Annotated in this window: 14 protein-coding genes; 11 read left to right on the top strand and 3 right to left on the bottom strand. The window is 73.9% G+C overall.

The features are described 5' to 3' along the window. Positions 1-24: 24 nt before the first annotated feature. The 3 genes from ACFVQ3_RS04950 (at position 25) to ACFVQ3_RS04940 (ending at position 3,963) form a co-directional block, all read left to right on the top strand. Positions 25-705, top strand: coding sequence for a TetR/AcrR family transcriptional regulator (locus tag ACFVQ3_RS04950; protein WP_387635811.1), 681 nt, complete (start codon positions 25-27; stop codon positions 703-705). Between the two features lie 38 nt (positions 706-743). Next, entirely contained in the window at positions 744-2,927 is a 2,184-nt protein-coding gene (locus ACFVQ3_RS04945; RefSeq protein ID WP_387635809.1) for an acyl-CoA dehydrogenase, read from the top strand. Positions 2,928-3,207: 280 nt separating this feature from the next. Beyond that, entirely contained in the window at positions 3,208-3,963 is a 756-nt protein-coding gene (locus tag ACFVQ3_RS04940; protein ID WP_387635807.1) for a GNAT family N-acetyltransferase, read from the top strand. Between the two features lie 117 nt (positions 3,964-4,080). Here the strand turns inward: ACFVQ3_RS04940 and ACFVQ3_RS04935 are convergent, their stop codons facing one another. Then, on the bottom strand, positions 4,081-5,115 hold the full coding sequence (locus ACFVQ3_RS04935) for a DUF2599 domain-containing protein (protein ID WP_387635803.1): 1,035 nt from the start codon (positions 5,113-5,115) through the stop codon (positions 4,081-4,083). 208 nt (positions 5,116-5,323) lie between these two features. Here ACFVQ3_RS04935 and purL point away from each other — a divergent pair, with 208 nt between their 5' ends. From purL to ACFVQ3_RS04910, 5 genes are all read left to right on the top strand, one after another. Then, the gene (gene purL, locus ACFVQ3_RS04930) at positions 5,324-7,708 is read left to right on the top strand and encodes a phosphoribosylformylglycinamidine synthase subunit PurL (RefSeq protein WP_387635800.1); all 2,385 of its coding nucleotides are present in this window, start codon (positions 5,324-5,326) and stop codon (positions 7,706-7,708) included. A 297-nt stretch (positions 7,709-8,005) separates the two neighbouring features. After that, the gene (locus ACFVQ3_RS04925) at positions 8,006-8,674 is read left to right on the top strand and encodes an endonuclease/exonuclease/phosphatase family protein (protein WP_387635798.1); all 669 of its coding nucleotides are present in this window, start codon (positions 8,006-8,008) and stop codon (positions 8,672-8,674) included. Further along, positions 8,671-9,675 (top strand): endonuclease/exonuclease/phosphatase family protein, encoded by a 1,005-nt coding sequence (locus tag ACFVQ3_RS04920; RefSeq protein WP_387635796.1) that lies wholly within the window; start codon positions 8,671-8,673, stop codon positions 9,673-9,675. Before ACFVQ3_RS04925 ends, ACFVQ3_RS04920 begins: the two co-directional genes overlap by 4 nt. A gap of 9 nt (positions 9,676-9,684) precedes the next feature. Next, positions 9,685-10,044 carry a hypothetical protein gene (locus ACFVQ3_RS04915; RefSeq protein WP_387635794.1) on the top strand — a complete coding sequence of 120 codons (360 nt, stop codon included), beginning with the start codon at positions 9,685-9,687 and terminating at the stop codon, positions 10,042-10,044. 138 nt (positions 10,045-10,182) lie between these two features. Continuing rightward, positions 10,183-11,187, top strand: a complete 1,005-nt coding sequence (locus ACFVQ3_RS04910; protein ID WP_387635792.1) for a hypothetical protein — start codon at positions 10,183-10,185, stop codon at positions 11,185-11,187. Between the two features lie 59 nt (positions 11,188-11,246). Here ACFVQ3_RS04910 and ACFVQ3_RS04905 read toward each other — a convergent pair whose 3' ends face one another. Further along, positions 11,247-11,465: a hypothetical protein gene (locus ACFVQ3_RS04905; protein ID WP_387635790.1), complete on the bottom strand. Its 219-nt coding sequence runs from the start codon at positions 11,463-11,465 to the stop codon at positions 11,247-11,249. Positions 11,466-11,514: 49 nt separating this feature from the next. Further along, on the bottom strand, positions 11,515-13,143 hold the full coding sequence (locus ACFVQ3_RS04900; protein ID WP_387635788.1) for an ATP-dependent DNA ligase: 1,629 nt from the start codon (positions 13,141-13,143) through the stop codon (positions 11,515-11,517). Between the two features lie 118 nt (positions 13,144-13,261). On the opposite strand from ACFVQ3_RS04900, the gene ACFVQ3_RS04895 reads away from it, so the two are divergent. The 3 genes from ACFVQ3_RS04895 to ACFVQ3_RS04885 all read left to right on the top strand — a co-directional run bounded on the left by ACFVQ3_RS04895 (position 13,262) and on the right by ACFVQ3_RS04885 (position 17,356). Next, positions 13,262-14,056, top strand: a complete 795-nt coding sequence (locus tag ACFVQ3_RS04895; RefSeq protein WP_387635786.1) for an SDR family NAD(P)-dependent oxidoreductase — start codon at positions 13,262-13,264, stop codon at positions 14,054-14,056. A gap of 586 nt (positions 14,057-14,642) precedes the next feature. Beyond that, on the top strand, positions 14,643-15,923 hold the full coding sequence (locus ACFVQ3_RS04890; RefSeq protein WP_387635784.1) for an LLM class flavin-dependent oxidoreductase: 1,281 nt from the start codon (positions 14,643-14,645) through the stop codon (positions 15,921-15,923). 11 nt (positions 15,924-15,934) lie between these two features. Continuing rightward, complete coding sequence (locus tag ACFVQ3_RS04885; RefSeq protein WP_387635782.1) at positions 15,935-17,356, top strand: NtaA/DmoA family FMN-dependent monooxygenase; 1,422 nt, start codon at positions 15,935-15,937, stop codon at positions 17,354-17,356. Positions 17,357-17,386 lie beyond the last annotated feature (30 nt).

Raw genomic sequence — 17,386 nt, 5'->3', positions numbered from 1 at the left:
GGACGCACCCCGCCCCCTGCCCCCGTGACCGACGGCCGCTCGACCCGCTGGGACGACCACCGCGCCATCCGTCGCGCCGAGCTCGTGCACGCGGCCCGCAAGGCCGTCCACAAGGGTGGCCCCGGGGTCTCCATGGACGAGATCGCGGCGGCCTCGGGCACGTCCAAGTCGATCATCTACCGCTACTTCGAGGACAAGACGGGGCTGCAGATCGCGATCGGCGCCTCGGTCGTCGGGCAGATGCACGACGCCCTGACCCAGGCCGCGGAGTCCGCCGAGACCCCGCGCCGCGCGCTGCGCGCCATGGTCGGCGTGTACCTCGAGATGATCGCGAGCTCACCCAACGTCTACTACTTCGTGACCCGCACGGGCGCGATCGCGGGCACCGACGGCACGGCCCGCACCGCCTCCGCGCCCCTCGCGGCGTTCCTCGACTCCGTGACCCAGCTGGTCGCCCAGCCCTTCACCCGGGCGACCGACGTGAGCCCCGCCGACGCCGCCGCGTGGGCCGCAGGAGCCGTCGGGTTCGTGCGCGGCGCCGGCGAGTGGTGGCTCGGGAACCACGACGGCCCCGACGCCCCCGACCGCGACGAGCTCACCGAGCGCGTCGCCGCCTGGCTGTGGGGCGGACCCGTCGGGGTCATGGCCCGCGGGCGCGGCTCGACGCCCGCCGCGGACGCCACCCCCTCGACCGACGACCTCTGAACCTCCCTCATGGCAACCACCGGCACACAGGAGTCCCGATGACCACCACCTCAGACCGCACCACCGCCCGCGACACCCGCGGCGACGGCGCAGCCACCTCCACCTCGATCCCCGCCGCAGGCGTCACACCCCCGATGCCCGCGGGCGAGGTCCGCATCGACGTGGCCGACCTCTCCCACCAGCTCCTGGGCCGCTGGGCGGACCTGCGCGCCAAGGCGCGCGCGACCGCCGGCGAGGAGCGCTTCCAGCGCGTCGAGGGGCTCTCGCTCACCGAGCACCGCGAGCGCGTCATGGACCAGGTCAAGCAGCTCGTCGAGATCGGGCAGGTGCACCGCGGGTTCCCCACACGGCTCGGCGGGCAGGACGACGCGGGCGGCAACCTCGCCGGGTTCGAGGAGCTCGTCGCCGCCGACCCCTCGCTCCAGATCAAGGCGGGCGTCCAGTGGGGCCTGTTCGCCGCGGCGATCCTGCACCTCGGCACGCCCGAGCAGCAGGACCGCCTGCTCCCGGCCGCGATGGACGCCTCCGTGCCGGGCGCGTTCGCCATGACCGAGACGGGCCACGGCTCGGACGTCGCCTCGATCGCGACCACCGCGACCTACGACGTCGCGACGCAGGAGTTCGTCGTCCACACCCCGTTCCGCGGGGCGTGGAAGGACTACCTCGGCAACGCGGCCGTCAACGGGACCGCGGCGGTCGTCTTCGCGCAGCTCGTGACGAACGGCGTCAACCACGGCGTCCACGCGTTCTACGCGCCCATCCGCGAGACCACTGCTGACGGAGGGGCCGGTGCGTTCTTGCCCGGCGTCGGCGGGGAGGACGACGGGCTCAAGGGCGGGCTCAACGGCATCGACAACGGTCGCCTGCACTTCACGCACGTGCGCGTCCCGCGCGAGAACCTCCTGGCCCGCTACGGTCAGGTCGCCGAGGACGGCACCTACACCTCGCCGATCGACAGCCCCGGGCGCCGCTTCTTCACGATGCTCGGCTCGCTCGTCCAGGGCCGCGTCTCGCTCGACGGCGCCGCGATCACCGCGTCGAAGCTGGGCCTCGCGACCGCCGTGACCTACGGCAACCAGCGCCGCCAGTTCAACGGCGCCTCGGCCGTCGACGAGGTCGTGATCCTCGACTACGGCACGCACCAGCGCCGACTGATCCCGCGCATCGCGCAGACGTACGCGATGCACTTCGCGCACGACCGCCTGCTCGACCTGTTCGACACCGTGTTCTCGGGCGAGAACGACACCCCCTCCTCGCGCGAGGACCTCGAGACCATGGCGGCCTCGCTCAAGCCGCTCAGCACCTGGTTCGCGCTCGACACGCTCCAGGAGGCCCGCGAGGCCTGCGGCGGCGCCGGGTTCCTCACCGAGAACCGGCTCACGAGCCTGCGTGCCGACATGGACGTGTACGTCACGTTCGAGGGCGACAACACGGTCCTGCTCCAGCTCGTCGCCAAGCGGCTCCTGGCCGACTACGGCAAGGAGTTCAAGGACATCACCCCCGGGCAGATGGCCCGGTTCGTCGTCGAGCAGGCCGCCGACGCCGCGCTGCACCGCACGCCCCTCAAGCGCGCCGCGCAGACCCTCGCGGACGTGGGCGACCCGCGCCGCGCCGTCGGGCACCTCAAGGACGTCGGCAACCAGCGCGACCTGCTGACCGACCGCGTCGAGACCATGGTCGCCGACGTCGCCGCAGCCCTGCGCCCGGCCCAGAAGGCCACCCCTGAGAAGGCCGCCGAGCTCTTCAACGAGCACCAGCACGAGCTCATCGAGATGGCGAAGGCGCACGCCGACCTGCTGCACTGGGAGGCGTTCACGCAGGCGCTCGACACGATCGAGGACGCGGGCACGCGCCAGGTCCTCACGTGGGTGCGCGACCTGTTCGGGCTCACGACCATCGAGCGCAACCTCGCGTGGTACCTCGTCAACGGGCGTCTGTCCGCGCAGCGTGCGCGCACCGTCAGCGGGTACGTCGACCGCCTCGTCGCGCGACTGCGGCCGCACGCCCAGGACCTCGTCGACGCCTGGGGCTACGGCCCCGAGCACCTGCGCGCCAAGATCGCGTCGGGCGCCGAGCAGGTCCGCCAGGACGAGGCCCGCGAGTACTACCGGCAGCTGCGCGCGAGCGGCGACGAGCCCGTGAGCGAGAAGTCGATCAAGGCCCGCGAGAAGGCCGCGGCGAAGGCGGCGGCACGCGGCGGGTCGAGGATCGCGAGGCGCTGACGCCCGTCGTCACGGTGCCGAGCACGGGGTTGAGGTCGTCATCCGACCCACGACGACCCCAACCCCGTGCTCGACCGCACGACACTGCCGCACGAACGACCTCGGACCGACGGCGGAGCGGTACCGCCGCCGAGGGAACCCGGGACCCGCCCGCTCGACCTGACGACCACCAGCCGTCAGCTCGGGCCGGCGGGTCCCGTCGTGCGTCCGGCCCAACCCGTCGCGAGCGGGACGGGGCAAACCTGTTGACGCACCCGGGGCACCCGGCCAGGATGCTCCGATGGCACCCGACCCCGCAGCCGTCCCTGCCCCCGACACCAGCCCCGACGCCCCCTCACCGGCAGAACCCGGCCCCGCCCCCGCCCCCGGCCCCGCGCGGCCCACGCGCGCCGAGCTCTGGCCCCCGTCGGGGCTGCGCGTCGTCTCCGGAGATCTCGAGCTGCGTCACCTGGACGAGGACCTCCTGTACCGGCTCGCGGTCGTCGGCGGCGAGGGGATCCACGACGAGGGGTTCATGCCCTTCGTGTTCCCGTGGTCGCGCGGAACCGCGGTCGAGGTCGGCCGCAGCATCCTGGCCTACCAGTGGGGCGCGGCGTCGCGGATCGCGCCCGCGTCGTGGGCGATCGAGCTGGCCGTGGTCCGCGACGGCGAGGTGCTGGGCGTGCAGGCCCTCACCGCGACCGACTTCCCCGTGACCCGCACGGCGGAGTCGGGCTCGTGGCTGGGGCGCCGGCACCAGGGTGCGGGCGTCGGCACGCTGGCCCGCCTCATGATCCTCGAGCTCCTCTTCACGGGGTTCGACGCCCGGACGGCCACGACGTCGGCCTGGGAGGACAACGGCCCCTCGAACGGCGTCACGCGCAAGATCGGGTACCGGCCCAACGGCACGGCGACGCTCGCCCGCGAGGGCAAGCCCGCGGGCGACGTCCGGTACCGCCTCGACCGCGAGGACTGGGACGCGCGCCCGGAGGTGCTGCGCCCCGACGTGACGCTGCACGGCGTCGGACCGGTCAGGGAGATGCTGGGGCTCGACTGAGCGGGTGCCCGGCGAGGGGCCGACCATGCGGTTGGCGTCGGTCGAGCATGCGGTTGGCGTCCGGATTCCGCCGATTCTCGACGCCCACCGCATGCTCGGCACCGAGGAGGGCCCCGGCTAGGGCGTCGGGTTGCAGCGGGCTGCGGCCATCGCGAGGAACCCGACGTCCGGGCGCCACGGCTCCAGGTTCCACGTCTTCTTGTCGGTCGCACCCAGGGCGTGGCAGTCGAACTGGTCGCGCATCGTCCTGGACGCGGCCTCGGGCTCGCTCGCGACGAGCTGCGCCCAGGCCGTCGCCTCGCCCACGATGCCCGACTGCCGCGCCCACGGCGTCGGGTCCACCGCGAGCGAGCGTCCGCCCTCCCGCTCGCCCCAGGTCGCGCTGCGCACGCCCTGCGCCCCCAGCCAGGTGGTCACGGTCCAGCCTCCCGGACCCGCTGCGCCCCCGGTCTCGGAACCGTCCGTGCCCTGGTCGCCCCCGCTGCCCGACGGCGTCGCCCCCCAGGCCTTCGCGTGCACCTCCGCGCGGGTCGGCGCCACGACCACGACCCCTGCACGGCCCGCCGACCCGGACGTCTCCGTCGCCTCCGGCGCCGACAGCCCACCGAGCGGGGTGCCCGCGGCGTCGAGGACGGTGATGCTGGCGTCGCTGTTGCGTACCAGGGAGCCGTCCGCAGGGGAGACGAGGTCGAGCGTCGCGGGCACCGCGCTGCTCACGGCGTCGGTGTCGCCGGTCGGGGTGCTCCCTGACGAGGGGCCCGTCGTCGCCCCGTCGGCGGGCAGGACGAACGCGACACGGCTCGACCCGTCCTCGTCCGGGGTGACCGTGACGGGCTCGCCTCCGGCGCCGTCAGCCCCATCGCCCCCGTCGGCCCCGCCGCCGGGGCCGCCCCCGTCAGCCTCGTCAGCCGTCCCGAGCGGCACCGTCAGCACGAGCTCGATCCCGTCGGCCGAGAGGACCTTCGTCACCGTGGGCCGCTCAGTCGCCGGGGACGGCGAGGGCTCTCCCGACGCAGCCCCCTCGGAAGCCGCGGACGTGGGCCGGACGGGTGCGACGCCGTCGGGCAGGGAGCAGCCCGTCAGCAGGACCGCCACGACCGTGCCCACCACCAGGGTGGCGCGCGGGCGGGGGAGACGTACGAGGGAGGTCACCGTGCGAGGCTATCTCCGCCTGCCGAGGCGGCCGCACCCGGCCACCCACCTGCCCGGGAAGCGCCCGTCGCACGCGTTCGTGGACGCCCGACCCCACCGCTCCCGACCGCCGGTAAACTGGCCGCACCTGTGCAGCCCCGTGCCGGTCGCCTCCTCGATGACTCGCTCGTCGAAACGCGCCGGCTGGCACGCCACCCCGAGGGATTCGATGACCGCCCCCAGCAACGCCCCGACGCCCGCCGCAGCGACCTCCGAGCACCGGCCGCACCTCGACACGGTCGAGCGCGCAGCCGCCACCCCCGACGAGGCGCAGCCCTTCGCGGAGCTCGGCCTCAAGCCGGACGAGTACCAGCGCATCCGCGACATCCTCGGGCGACGCCCCACGGCCGCCGAGCTCGCGATGTACTCCGTCATGTGGTCGGAGCACTGCTCGTACAAGTCGTCCAAGGTGCACCTGAGCACGTTCGGCAAGAAGACGACCGACGAGATGAAGAAGCACCTCCTCGTCGGCATCGGTGAGAACGCGGGCGTCGTCGACATCGGCGACGGCTGGGCCGTGACGTTCAAGGTCGAGTCCCACAACCACCCGAGCTTCGTCGAGCCCTACCAGGGTGCGGCGACCGGTGTCGGCGGGATCGTGCGCGACATCATCTCGATGGGTGCGCGTCCCGTGGCCGTCATGGACCAGCTGCGCTTCGGCGCGGTCGACCACCCGGACACGGCGCGCGTCGTGCACGGTGTCGTCTCGGGCGTCGGCGGCTACGGCAACTCGCTGGGCCTGCCGAACATCGGCGGCGAGCTCGTGTTCGACTCCTCGTACCAGGGCAACCCGCTCGTGAACGCGCTGTGCATCGGCGTGCTGCGCCACGAGGACATCCACCTCGCCAACGCCTCGGGCGTGGGCAACAAGGTCGTCCTGTTCGGTGCGCGCACGGGCGGCGACGGCATCGGTGGCGCCTCGATCCTCGCGTCCGAGACGTTCGAGGACGGCGTGCCCGCCAAGCGCCCCTCGGTCCAGGTGGGCGACCCGTTCATGGAGAAGGTCCTCATCGAGTGCTGCCTCGAGCTCTACGCGGCTCGCGTCGTCGAGGGCATCCAGGACCTGGGCGCGGCCGGCATCTCGTGCGCCACCTCCGAGCTCGCCTCGAACGGTGACGGCGGCATGCACGTCGAGCTCGACTCGGTCCTGCTGCGCGACCCGTCGCTCAACGCGGGCGAGATCCTCATGTCGGAGTCGCAGGAGCGCATGATGGCGGTCGTCGCGCCCGACAAGCTCGACGAGTTCCTCGCCATCACGGGCAAGTGGGACGTCGAGACCTCGGTCATCGGTGAGGTCACCGGCACCGGCCGCCTCACGATCGACCACCAGGGCGAGCGCATCGTGGACGTCGACCCCAAGTCGGTCGCCCACGAGGGCCCCACCTACCACCGCCCCTATGCGCGCCCCACGTGGATGGACGGCCTCAACGCCGACAGCATCTCGACGGGGGAGGGCGCCGCGCGATTCGCACGTCCCGAGACGGCCGACGAGCTCCGCGCGACCGCGCTGCGCCTGCTCGGCTCGCCCAACCTCGCGTCGAAGGAGTGGGTCACCAACCAGTACGACCGCTTCGTCCAGGGCAACACGGCCCTCGCTCAGCCCGACGACGGCGGCGTCATCCGCGTCGACGAGACCACCGGGCTCGGGGTCGCGCTCGCGACCGACGCGAACGGCCGTTACGCCAAGCTCGACCCGCGCACGGGTGCCCAGCTCGCGCTCGCCGAGGCGTACCGCAACGTCGCCACGACCGGCGCACGCCCGCTCGCCATCACCGACTGCCTCAACTTCGGCTCCCCCGAGGACCCCGACTCCATGTGGCAGCTCGTCGAGGCCATCGAAGGCCTGGCCGACGCGTGCCAGACCCTCGGCGTCCCGGTCACGGGCGGCAACGTCTCGCTCTACAACGGCACGGGGGAGCCGGGGCAGATCGATTCCTCGATCCACCCGACGCCCGTCGTCGGCGTCCTCGGCGTGCTCGACGACGTCGCGCACGCCACCGGGTCCGGCTGGCGCGAGACCGGGGAGGCGATCTACCTCCTCGGCACGACCCGCCCCGAGCTCGACGGCTCCGCCTGGGCCGACGTCGTCCACCAGCACCTCGGCGGCGTGCCCCCGCAGGTCGACCTCGCCGCCGAGCGTGCCCTGGCCGAGGTGCTCGTCAACGCGAGCCGGGACGACCTGGTCTCCGCCGCGCACGACCTCTCCGAGGGCGGCCTGGTCCAGGGCCTCCTCGAGGCGTCGCTCCGCTTCGGCACGGGCGCCAAGGTCTCGATCGACGGCCTCGCCGCCCGCGACGGCGTGACCCCGTTCGAGGCCCTGTTCTCCGAGTCCACGGCCCGCGCGCTCGTCGCCGTGCCGCGCGGTGAGGAGACCAAGCTGGTCGACGCGTGCGTCGCGCGCGGCGTGCCCGTCCTCAGGATCGGCGAGACCGGCACCGAGCCCGCCGAGGTCACCGAGACCGGCGAGTCGCTCGAGGTCGAGGGCATCTTCACGATCCCGCTGAGCGAGGCCGACCAGGTGTTCCGCGCGACGCTGCCGGGCATCTTCGGCTAATTCGTCGCTGAGTCGCCGACGGGGCGGGGTGCGCGAGACCTGGTCTCCGCACCCCGCCCCGTCGGCGTTCGTGAGATGCGGCCAACTGGGGTCCGGGCGGGTTCCGGACCCCAGTTGGCCGCATCTCGCGTGGTGAGGCGCGACGAGGCCTACAGGGCAGCGTCTCGGAGACAGGCGCGCTGCCCCAGGACGGTCACGGCACCGTTCACAGGATCCTTCCTTGCGCTGCACGGGGTCTGCCCGTCGCCCGGGACCGACCGGCCCAGAACGGCCCGAACCCGTCGATAGGGTCGCTGCATGACAGGGGACAGCCACGCCACGGGGACCAGCGGGACCACGGGCAGCACGAGCGGCAGCACGAGCGGTGCCGGGTCCACCGTCGCCTCCACGCCCGCACCGGCCACCCCGCCCGACCCCACCCTCACCTCGGCGAGCCGACGTCGCCCCGGTGGGCGCGCCGTCGGGCTGGTGCTGTGGGTCCTTGGCGGGGTGGTCCTGGCCGGCCTGTGGAGCCGGACCGCGCTGACCGACCCCGACACGAGCGAGTGGAGCACGTTCGCCATGCCCGCAGCCACCGTCGACGTGGACGGGTCGCCCGTGCGCGTGACCGCCGTCCACCCCGTCCCGCCGCTTCCCGAGATCACGGGCGTGTGGCACCAGGAGATGGCCGACCTCGCCCGGCGCGCGCACGACGAGCCCCTGCCCCAGGTGCTGCTGGGCGACTTCAACGCGACGTACGACCACGCGTCGTTCCGCGCCGTCCTGGGCGACCGCTTCCACGACGCGACCCGCACGGCCGGGCGCGGCCTGAACCTGTCGTGGCCCGTCGGGGAGCGGGTCCCGACGTTCCTCGACCTCGACCACGTCGTGGTCGACGCGGGCATGCGGGTCGACGACCTCGACTCGCTCGTCGTCCCCGGATCGGACCACCGGGCGCTCGCGGTCACCGTGCAGGTCGCGCCGTGAGCGCGCGCGCCCCGACCGAGGAGCGTCCGCCGTCGAGGGTGCGGCGTGCGGGTGCCGTCGTGTGGACGGTCGTGCTGTCGCTGTGCCTGGTCCCGGTGGGTGCGCTCACGCTGGTCCGGGCTCTGGGGTTCGACGGCGTCTCGCCCCTCGTGCAGCTCGTGTCGGTCACGCCGTGGGTCGCCCTGGCGGCGCTCTTGGTGCTGCTGCTCTCGTTGAGCAGGCGGCGCTGGGTGCTCAGCGCGGTCGCCGGGTTGATGGTCGTCGTGCACGCGGTGTGGCTCCTGCCGTTCTTCGTGCCGGGCCCGGGCATCGAGGCCGGGGCCGACGGGACGCTGCGCGTCATGGCGGTCAACGTCCTCTACGGGCGCGCCGACGCGCGGGCGGTGGTCGAGGCGGTGCGTGAGGAGAAGGTCGAGCTGCTGAGCGTGGTCGAGCTGAGCGACGAGTTCGAGGCCGCTCTCGTGGAGGCCGGGATCGAGGAGGCGCTGCCGTACGCGTGGACGAGGGTCCACCCGACCGAGGGTGCGGCGGGCAGCGGCCTGTGGAGCGCGACCCCGCTGACCGACGGACGCGACGGCGTGGCGAGCCGGTTCCACCAGCCGAGCGCCGTCGTCGGGGTGGACGGGACGTCCGTACGGGTCACGGCCGTGCACCCGCACCCGCCCACACCCGGCGCGGTCGACCTGTGGACGGACGACCTCGCGCTGCTGCGCGACGAGGCGCACACCGATCCCATGCCGCAGATCCTGCTCGGCGACTTCAACGCGTCCTACGACCACGCGGCGTTCCGCGACCTGCTCGGCGACCGTTTCGCGGACGCGACCCGTCTCGCGGGGGACGGCGTGAACCTGTCGTGGCCCGCCGACCGCCGCTACCCGCCGCTCGTGGACCTCGACCACGTGGTGGTCGACGAGGGCATGCGGGTAGACGACGTCGGGCCCGTCACGATCCCCGGGACCGATCACCTCGCGATCCTGGCGACCGTGCAGGTCAGGCCCTAGGTTGGTGGCATGAGCGACGACGACACCGCGACCACGTACGAGGCACGGCTGCGCGACCTCCTCGAGCACCGCATGGACTCGGGCCGCGTCCTGGCCGAGCGGGCCGAGCAGGTCGCAGCGGCCAAGGCGCAGCTCGAGGAGGCCGAGCAGGAGTACGCCGCGGCTTTCTCCGACGCGCTCGCCGCGGGCTGGACCGAGGCCGAGCTGCGCAAGGTCTTCAAGTCCTTGGGCGTGCCGGTGCCGACGCGCCCGCGCCGCAGCAAGAGCACCGGCGTCAAGGCGCAGCCGCCCGTGCCCAAGCCGCCCGTCGTGACGGCGCTGGCCCGCCGGCACGACGACACCGAGGTCATCGACGTCATCACGGCCTGACGGTACGGCCGTGGCGAGCTGACGGTACGGCCGTGGCGCGCCGGTGGGCGGACGAGCCCTCCACGGCCCGACGGCGCCGCTCACCCCGGGTGGCCCGGCTACGCTGTCGCGGACCCCGGCCTACGTGAGGATGCCCTGATGGCGCTGTTCGGCTCGCTGTTCCGCAAGAAGTCCGACCCGTCCACGTGGGACGAGCTGTGGACGGTGCTCGCCCCGTACGGCGGGCGCGTGACGCCGTCGAGCACGCAGGCCTGGCTCCAGGCCGCGGCGACGATGGACCCCAAGGTGCTCGCGAAGGCCAAGGAGCAGCTCGAGCGGGCGTACGACCTGCTCGACACCGAGGCCGCCGCGCGCTTCGCGGGCGAGATCCCGTTCACCGGCCCGGGCCGGCCGTTCGCGCGTCGCCGCTTTCTGCGGACGGTCGACGCGGTCGTCGTCGCCGGTCCGGAGGCAGTCGCGCGCGTCGTGGCCGACCCGTCGTACCTGCGGTCCTACGACTCGTCGCCCGCCGTCGCGCCGTACGAGACCCCTGACCCGGAGGGCTACCTCGCCGACCGCTGGGACGTCGAGAGGTGGAGGGACCCGCTGAACCGCATGATCTGGAAGGACGTCCTCGTGAGCCTCGGCACGCGGCGCGAGAAGGCCTGGCCGAGCGTCGCGGGGGATCCCGCCGCCCAGATGTTCCACCTCGATCCCGAGTACGGGTGGGTCGACGTCGACGCCTCGTCGATCGCGGCGGAGCAGGGAGCGCCGGTCGAGGCCCGCGACGGGTGGACCGGCGCCGGGATCGAGGCGAGCAAGCAGCTCTACGCGGCCCTCGGGAGCCCCCTCGAACGCCCCGACGTGCTGGGGCTGGTCGCGGTCGTCGTGCTGTCGCAGGCCGAGTGGGACGGCGAGGTCGAGGACGGCGAGGAGGACGACGTCCGCGAGGGCGTCCTGAACGTCGGGATCGACAGGTCCGCGACCGAGCTCGACATCGCCCTGAGCGACGAGGAGTGCGCGATCACCGACCAGTCGGAGCGGGTCGCGCTGCTGGTCCGCCGCGCCGCGCACGCGCTCCTGACGTTCGACCTGCCGTTCACCGGGGCGCAGGCCGCTGCGCTCGGCGAGCTCGCAGGACCTCGGGAGAGCATCCGGTCCTGAGGCGAGGTCCTGCGTGGCCGGCGCGAGGTACGTGACGGGCTCGTGCCGGGAGCCCCGCGTCACGCCTCCCGGAACCCCGACCCCCGCTCGGCGAGCTCCTCGCCCAGGATGCGGATCGCCTTCGGCCCGACGCCGTGGATCGCGAGCAGCTCCTTGGTGGTCGCGCGCGTGAGGTCCTCGTAGCGCGTGTACCCGTGGTGGGCGAGCTCGCGCGTCGCGACCTTGCCGATGCGCGGCGTGAGGTCGCTGGGCGGGACGGCGGTGCGGTCGTCGGTCATGGCTGGGGTCCTCTCGGTCGGTCGGCGCGCAGGTCGCGGGTCGCGGCGCTCACGCGAGCGCCCTGACCGCCTCGATCGTGTCCGCCTCGTCGGCGGTCTTGTCGTCGCGGTAGCGCAGCACGCGCGCGAACCGCAGCGCGAGCCCGCCGGGGTAGCGCGTGGACCGCTGGAGCCCGTCGAACGCGATCTCGACGACCTGCTCGGGGCGCACGTGCACGACGTGGTCGGACCGAGAGGTCTCGAGCGCGAGGAAGCGTTCGGTCTGCCAGCGCAGCATCTCGTCGGTCATGCCCTTGAACGTCTTGCCCAGCATCACGAACCCGCCCTGGGGGTCGCGCGCGCCCAGGTGGATGTTGGACAGCAGCCCCGTCCGGCGGCCCGACCCCCACTCGACCGCGAGCACCACGAGGTCGAGCGTGTGCCGGGGCTTGACCTTGACCCACCCGGCGCCGCGTCGCCCGGCCGCGTAGGGCGCGTCGAGCGACTTCACGACCACGCCTTCCTGACCCTCGCGCACGGCCTCGGCGAAGAACTCCTCCGCGGCGCCGGGGGAGGAGGTCCTCAGGCGACGGACCGTGAACGACCCCGCGACCCGGTCGAGCACGTCGAGCCGCTCGTGCAGCGGGGCGTCGATCAGGTCGTGGCCGTCGGCGTGCAGCACGTCGAAGAAGTACGGGCGGAGCGCGAGCGCCCCGGCGAGCGCGGCCTCGCCCGCCCCTGCGTCTGCCCCGCCACCTGCTCCGCCGCCCGCACCGGGGGCGTCCCGCGTGGCCGAGCGCGCGGCCGTCTCCTGGAACGGCCGGGCCACCCCGTCCGGCCCGACGACGAGGGCCTCACCGTCCATCACGAACCGCTCCGAGGCCAGGGAGCGCGCATCCGCGACGATCTCGGGGACCCGCGGGGTGATGTCGTCGAGCGAGCGCGTGAACACCCGCACCTCGTGGCCGTCGCGGTGGACCTGGATGCGGATGCCGTCGAGCTTCACGTCGACCGACACCCGGTGTCCCGGGTCGTCCGCCGCGGGCGGGACACCGAGCTTCTCGAACGCCCCCGCCACGTCGGGGGCCGACTGCGCGAGCATGGGCCGCACGGGGCGACCCACCTCGAGGCCGAAGCCGTCGAGGGTGGCGAGCGCCGCCGTCGGGCCGGAGGCTGCGAGCGCGGCCCGCGCGACCGGACCTGTCGCCCCGCGCAGCATGACCGCACGCCGCACCGCGTCGACCGGGACGCCCGCAGCTTCGGCGACAGCGTCCACGACCAGGGCGTCGAGCGCACCCTGCCGCAGGTCACCCGCGACGAGCCCGCGCAGCAACGACTGCTCGCGCTCGGTCGCCGCCGCGAACAGCGCCGCCGCCGCGGCGGACCGGGCGGTGTCCGAGCCCGGCCCCGCGAGCGCCGCCATCTCCTCGAACGTCGCGTCGACCGCCGCGACCGTGAGCGTCGGGGTCGCCGCGGGCGGGGGCAGCGACCGCAGCGACGCCCAGCCGAGACCCGTGCGGCGCTGCCGCAGCTCGCCCGCGAGGTAGGACACGACGATCTCGACGTCGTCCCCGGGGTCGTCCGCATCCCCGCCCGACGTGGCACGGCGCAGCAGGTCGGCCAGGGCCGCACGCTTGGCGAGGCGCGAGCGGGTGGCGGCGACGGCGTCGGACGTGGCGGCGACCTCGGCGAGCAGCATGCCTCATCCTCGCGCCACCCAGCCCGGCACGCTCGGCCAGCCCGACGGCGGCGCCCGGCCCTGCGGACCTCCTCGACTCCGGGCTACGCTGCCCGGACCGTCGACGAAGGAGTGGGACGTGGAGATCGCGGGCAAGGTCGCGCTGGTGACCGGAGGGGCGTCGGGCCTGGGGCGGGCGACCGTCGAGGAGCTGGTCGGCGCGGGGGCGCGCGTCGTGGTCGCGGACCTGGCGGGCTCGCCCGGCGAGGCGCTCGCAGACGCCCTGGGCGACGCGGTCCGGTTCGTGCCCACCGACGTCACGCGCGAGGACGACGTGTCCCGCGCGCTCGACGCCGCCGCCGACCTGGGCGGCCTGCACGTCGCCGTGAGCTGCGCGGGGATCGTGCTCGCGCGACGCGTCCTCGGCAAGGGCGGCGTGCACGACCTCGCGTCCTTCCAGAAGGTCGTGACCGTGAACCTGGTCGGGTCGTTCAACGTCGCGCGGCTCGCGGCCGAGCGCATGGTCGACCTGGGTGTCACCGGCGGCGACGCGGGTGGGGAGGCGCACGACGAGCCCGAGGAGCGCGGCGTGATCGTGAACACCGCGTCGGTCGCGGCGTTCGACGGTCAGGTGGGCCAGGCCGCCTACGCGGCGTCGAAGGGCGGGGTCGCCGCGATGACGCTCCCGCTCGCCCGCGACCTCGCCGACAGGCGCATCCGGGTCATGGCGATCGCGCCCGGCATCTTCAGCACGCCCATGATGGCATCGCTGCCGCCCGAGGCGCAGGAGTCGCTCGCGGCCCAGGTGCCGCACCCGCGCCGGCTCGGTCGCCCCGAGGAGTTCGCGCGCCTGGTGCGCGCGATCGTCGAGAACCCCATGCTCAACGGCGAGGTGATCCGCCTCGACGGCGGAATCCGGATGACGCCGCGCTGACTCTTCTTCCGCTGAGTGCGGAGCTGCGGCTGCGGATCACCGGCGACGACGACAGCTGCTCCGCACTCGACGAAGGTGGTGTCCGTTTCGGACCGGTTCCTGGTGCAATCTCTACTAATTCGGTCCAGAATGCGGACGGTTCGTCCAAGTCGTTGACACGCCCGGTGCCCAGGCATACATTCCGGGCCATCGGCAGACGCCCCGTCGGCCGCACACCGCAGCACGACGAGCAGAGGAGGGCCCGTGGACACCAGCACCGCGCCCGTCCTCGTGACGGCTCCGTCGGCCCTCGCACGTCGAATGTGTTGTTCCCCCGGGCGCCCCGTCGTCCCGGGCCGCGTCTGTTGTTGAGCCTGCGCTCCTCCTGACGCCTCCCGAGCCGCCCCGGCTCGCCCCTGAACCGCCTCGCCCCTGACCGGGTCGCCGCGGCATGCCGATCCACGGCCGGCCACGGTGCCACGTCGCCGCGCCCGGCGGTCCACCCGCTGCACCCCACCGTGTTCTCGCGACCCGTCGTGGCCGTCCGCCGACCCCTGCGGCAGCGGCCGAGCGACCCCGCACCCGACCTCCCGGAGTGGAACGACCCATGCCTGACTCGAACCTGACCCCGCTCTTCGCCCCCACGTCCCAGCCGACCGCCCAGCCCGACGAGCAGCCCGCGTCGCGGTCCGTCGAGGAAGACCTCGACGCGTTGGCCGGCCTCGACTCCCTGCTCGACGAGCGCCCGCGCCGCTCGGTGCACCTCGGCGTCGACCTGTCCGACGCCGGGGCGCGAGCGGGGGCGTGGCGGGCCGTGGGCTCGCAGTCGCCGCGCCTGTTCGACGCGCACCGGCTCCAGGAGCTCGTCGCGACCGCCGAGCGCGGCGTGCTCGACTTCGCGCTGTTCGACGACACGTTCTCGCTCCAGCCCACGCGCAACACGACGCTCCGCGGCCGGCTCGACGCCGCGCTCGTGGCGTCGCGCCTCGCCCCCCGGTCGACCGGGATCGGCCTGGTCGCGACCGTCGACACGACCCACACCGAGCCCTTCCACGTCTCCAAGGCGATCGCGACGATCGACCACGTGAGCACTGGCCGGGCCGCGTGGCAGGTGGGCTGGTCGACGACCGACGCGGCCGCGGCGCTGTTCGGGCGCAAGGAGGCTCAGGGCGACGTGGACGCGGTCGCGGAGGCCGAGGAGGCGATCGAGGTCGTGAGCCGCCTCTGGGACAGCTGGGAGGACGACGCCGAGATCCGCGACGTCCCGTCGGGGCGGTTCATCGACCGCGACAAGGTGCACTACGTCGACTACGACGGCGTCCGCTTCGCCGTGAAGGGCCCCTCGATCACGCCCCGCTCGCCCCAGGCGCAGCCCCCGGTCGTCGTGCGCGCGGACTCCGCGGAGGCTCTCGCCCTCGCCGGTCGCCGTGCCGACGTCGTGCGGGTGCGGGCCACGACGCTCGACGCGGCCAGGGCGCTGCGCGACCAGGTGCGGGCCGAGGCCGCGGCCGCGGGTCGCAACCCCGACGACCTGCGCGTCCTCGTCGACCTCTACGCCGTGATCGGGCAGGACCGGGCCAGCGCCCAGGCGCGCCTCGACCTGCTCGAAGGTCTCGAGGGCATCACGTGGGACACCGACTCGCTCACGCACGTGGGCACGGCCCGTGACCTCGCCGAGGTCGTCGAGGAGTGGTTCGACGCCGGCGCGGCCGACGGGTTCACGATCCGTCCGTCCTCGCTCCGCACGGACCTCGACGCGCTGGTCGACGGCGTCGTGCCGCTGCTCCAGGAGGCCCGCGTCTTCCGGTCGACCTACCCGGGCACGACCCTGCGGGACACCCTGGGGCTCGCACGCCCCGCCAACCGCTACGCCGCCGCGATCGCCTGAGGAACCCCACCATGACGCACCCCACCCCCGCCTCGCCGGCCCGCTCGAACGACGGCCGACCCCGCAAGCAGATCCACCTGGGCGTCCACTTCCCGGGCGTCAACAACACCACCGTGTGGAGCGACCCGGCCTCGCGCAGCCAGATCGACTTCGCGTCGTTCGAGCACCTCGCTCGCCGCGCCGAGGCCGCGAAGCTCGACTTCTTCTTCCTCGCCGAGGGCCTGCGCCTGCGCGAGCACAAGGGGCAGATCCACGACCTCGACGTCGTCGGCCGTCCCGACACGCTCCCGGTCCTGGCGGCGCTCGCCGCGGTCACCGACCGCCTGGGCCTCGCGGGCACCGTCAACACGACGTTCAACGAGCCCTACGAGCTGGCCCGCCAGTTCGCGACGCTCGACCTCCTGTCCGGAGGGCGCGCGGCCTGGAACCTGGTCACGAGCCCCGACGCCTTCACGGGGGCGAACTTCCGCCGCGGCGGCTTCCTGCCCTACGAGGAACGGTACGAGCGCGCGGGCGAGCTCGTCGCCCTGGCCCGGCAGCTGTGGGACTCGTGGGACGACGAGGCGGTCGACGCGGACGAGGTCGTGCGGACGGGGGCCGTGCGCGCGTTCGAGCACCAGGGCAAGCACTTCGACGTGGCTGGGCGTTTCGAGACCCCCCGCGGGCCTCAGGGACACCCCGTCCTGTTCCAGGCGGGCGACTCGGCCGACGGGCGCGACTTCGCCGCCGCGACGGCCGACGTGATCTTCTCCGCGCACTCCGCGTTCGAGGACGGCCAGGCGTTCTACGCCGACGTGAAGTCCCGCCTCGCGGCGCACGGTCGTGACCGCGACTCGCTCAAGATCCTCCCCGCGACGGTCGTCGTCCTGGGGGACACGGCCGAGGAGGCCGCCGAGCGTGCGCGGGAGATCCGGCTCCAGCAGGTCCCGGGGCGGACGGCGATCGCCTTCCTGGAGCAGGTCTGGGGGCGGGACCTCACGGCGTACGACCCCGAGGGGCCGCTGCCCGACGTCGAGCCCGACCTCGACCACCTCAACATCACGCGCGGACGTGTCCGGCACATCAAGGACCCGGCACCCGTCGTCCGGGCGTGGCGCGAGAAAGCCGCGGCCAACGGATGGTCCATCCGGGACCTCGTGATCGAGGTGTCGGGTCGCGGCGGGTTCGTCGGCACGGCCCAGCAGGTTGCCGACGACATCGACCGCCACGTGCAGGAGGACGCGTCCGACGGTTTCATCCTCGTGCCGCACCTGACGCCGACGGGCCTCGACGACGTGCTCGACCAGGTCGTGCCGCTGCTCCAGGAGCGGGGCTCGTTCCGCACCGAGTACACGGGCACGACGCTCCGCGACCACCTGGGGCTCTCGCGCCCCGAGGTGGGTGCGGGTACCGCCACCGGCGCTGCGTCCGCCGCCCCGTCGCACTCCGCCTGACCCGGCCCGGCCCGGCCCGACCGGGCCCAG

The organism is Oerskovia sp. NPDC057915 (genome assembly GCF_042887685.1).
Lineage (GTDB): Bacteria > Actinomycetota > Actinomycetes > Actinomycetales > Cellulomonadaceae > Oerskovia.
Note: the sequence above shows the minus strand (reverse complement) of the source record. Positions and strands in the feature narration are given on the sequence as shown.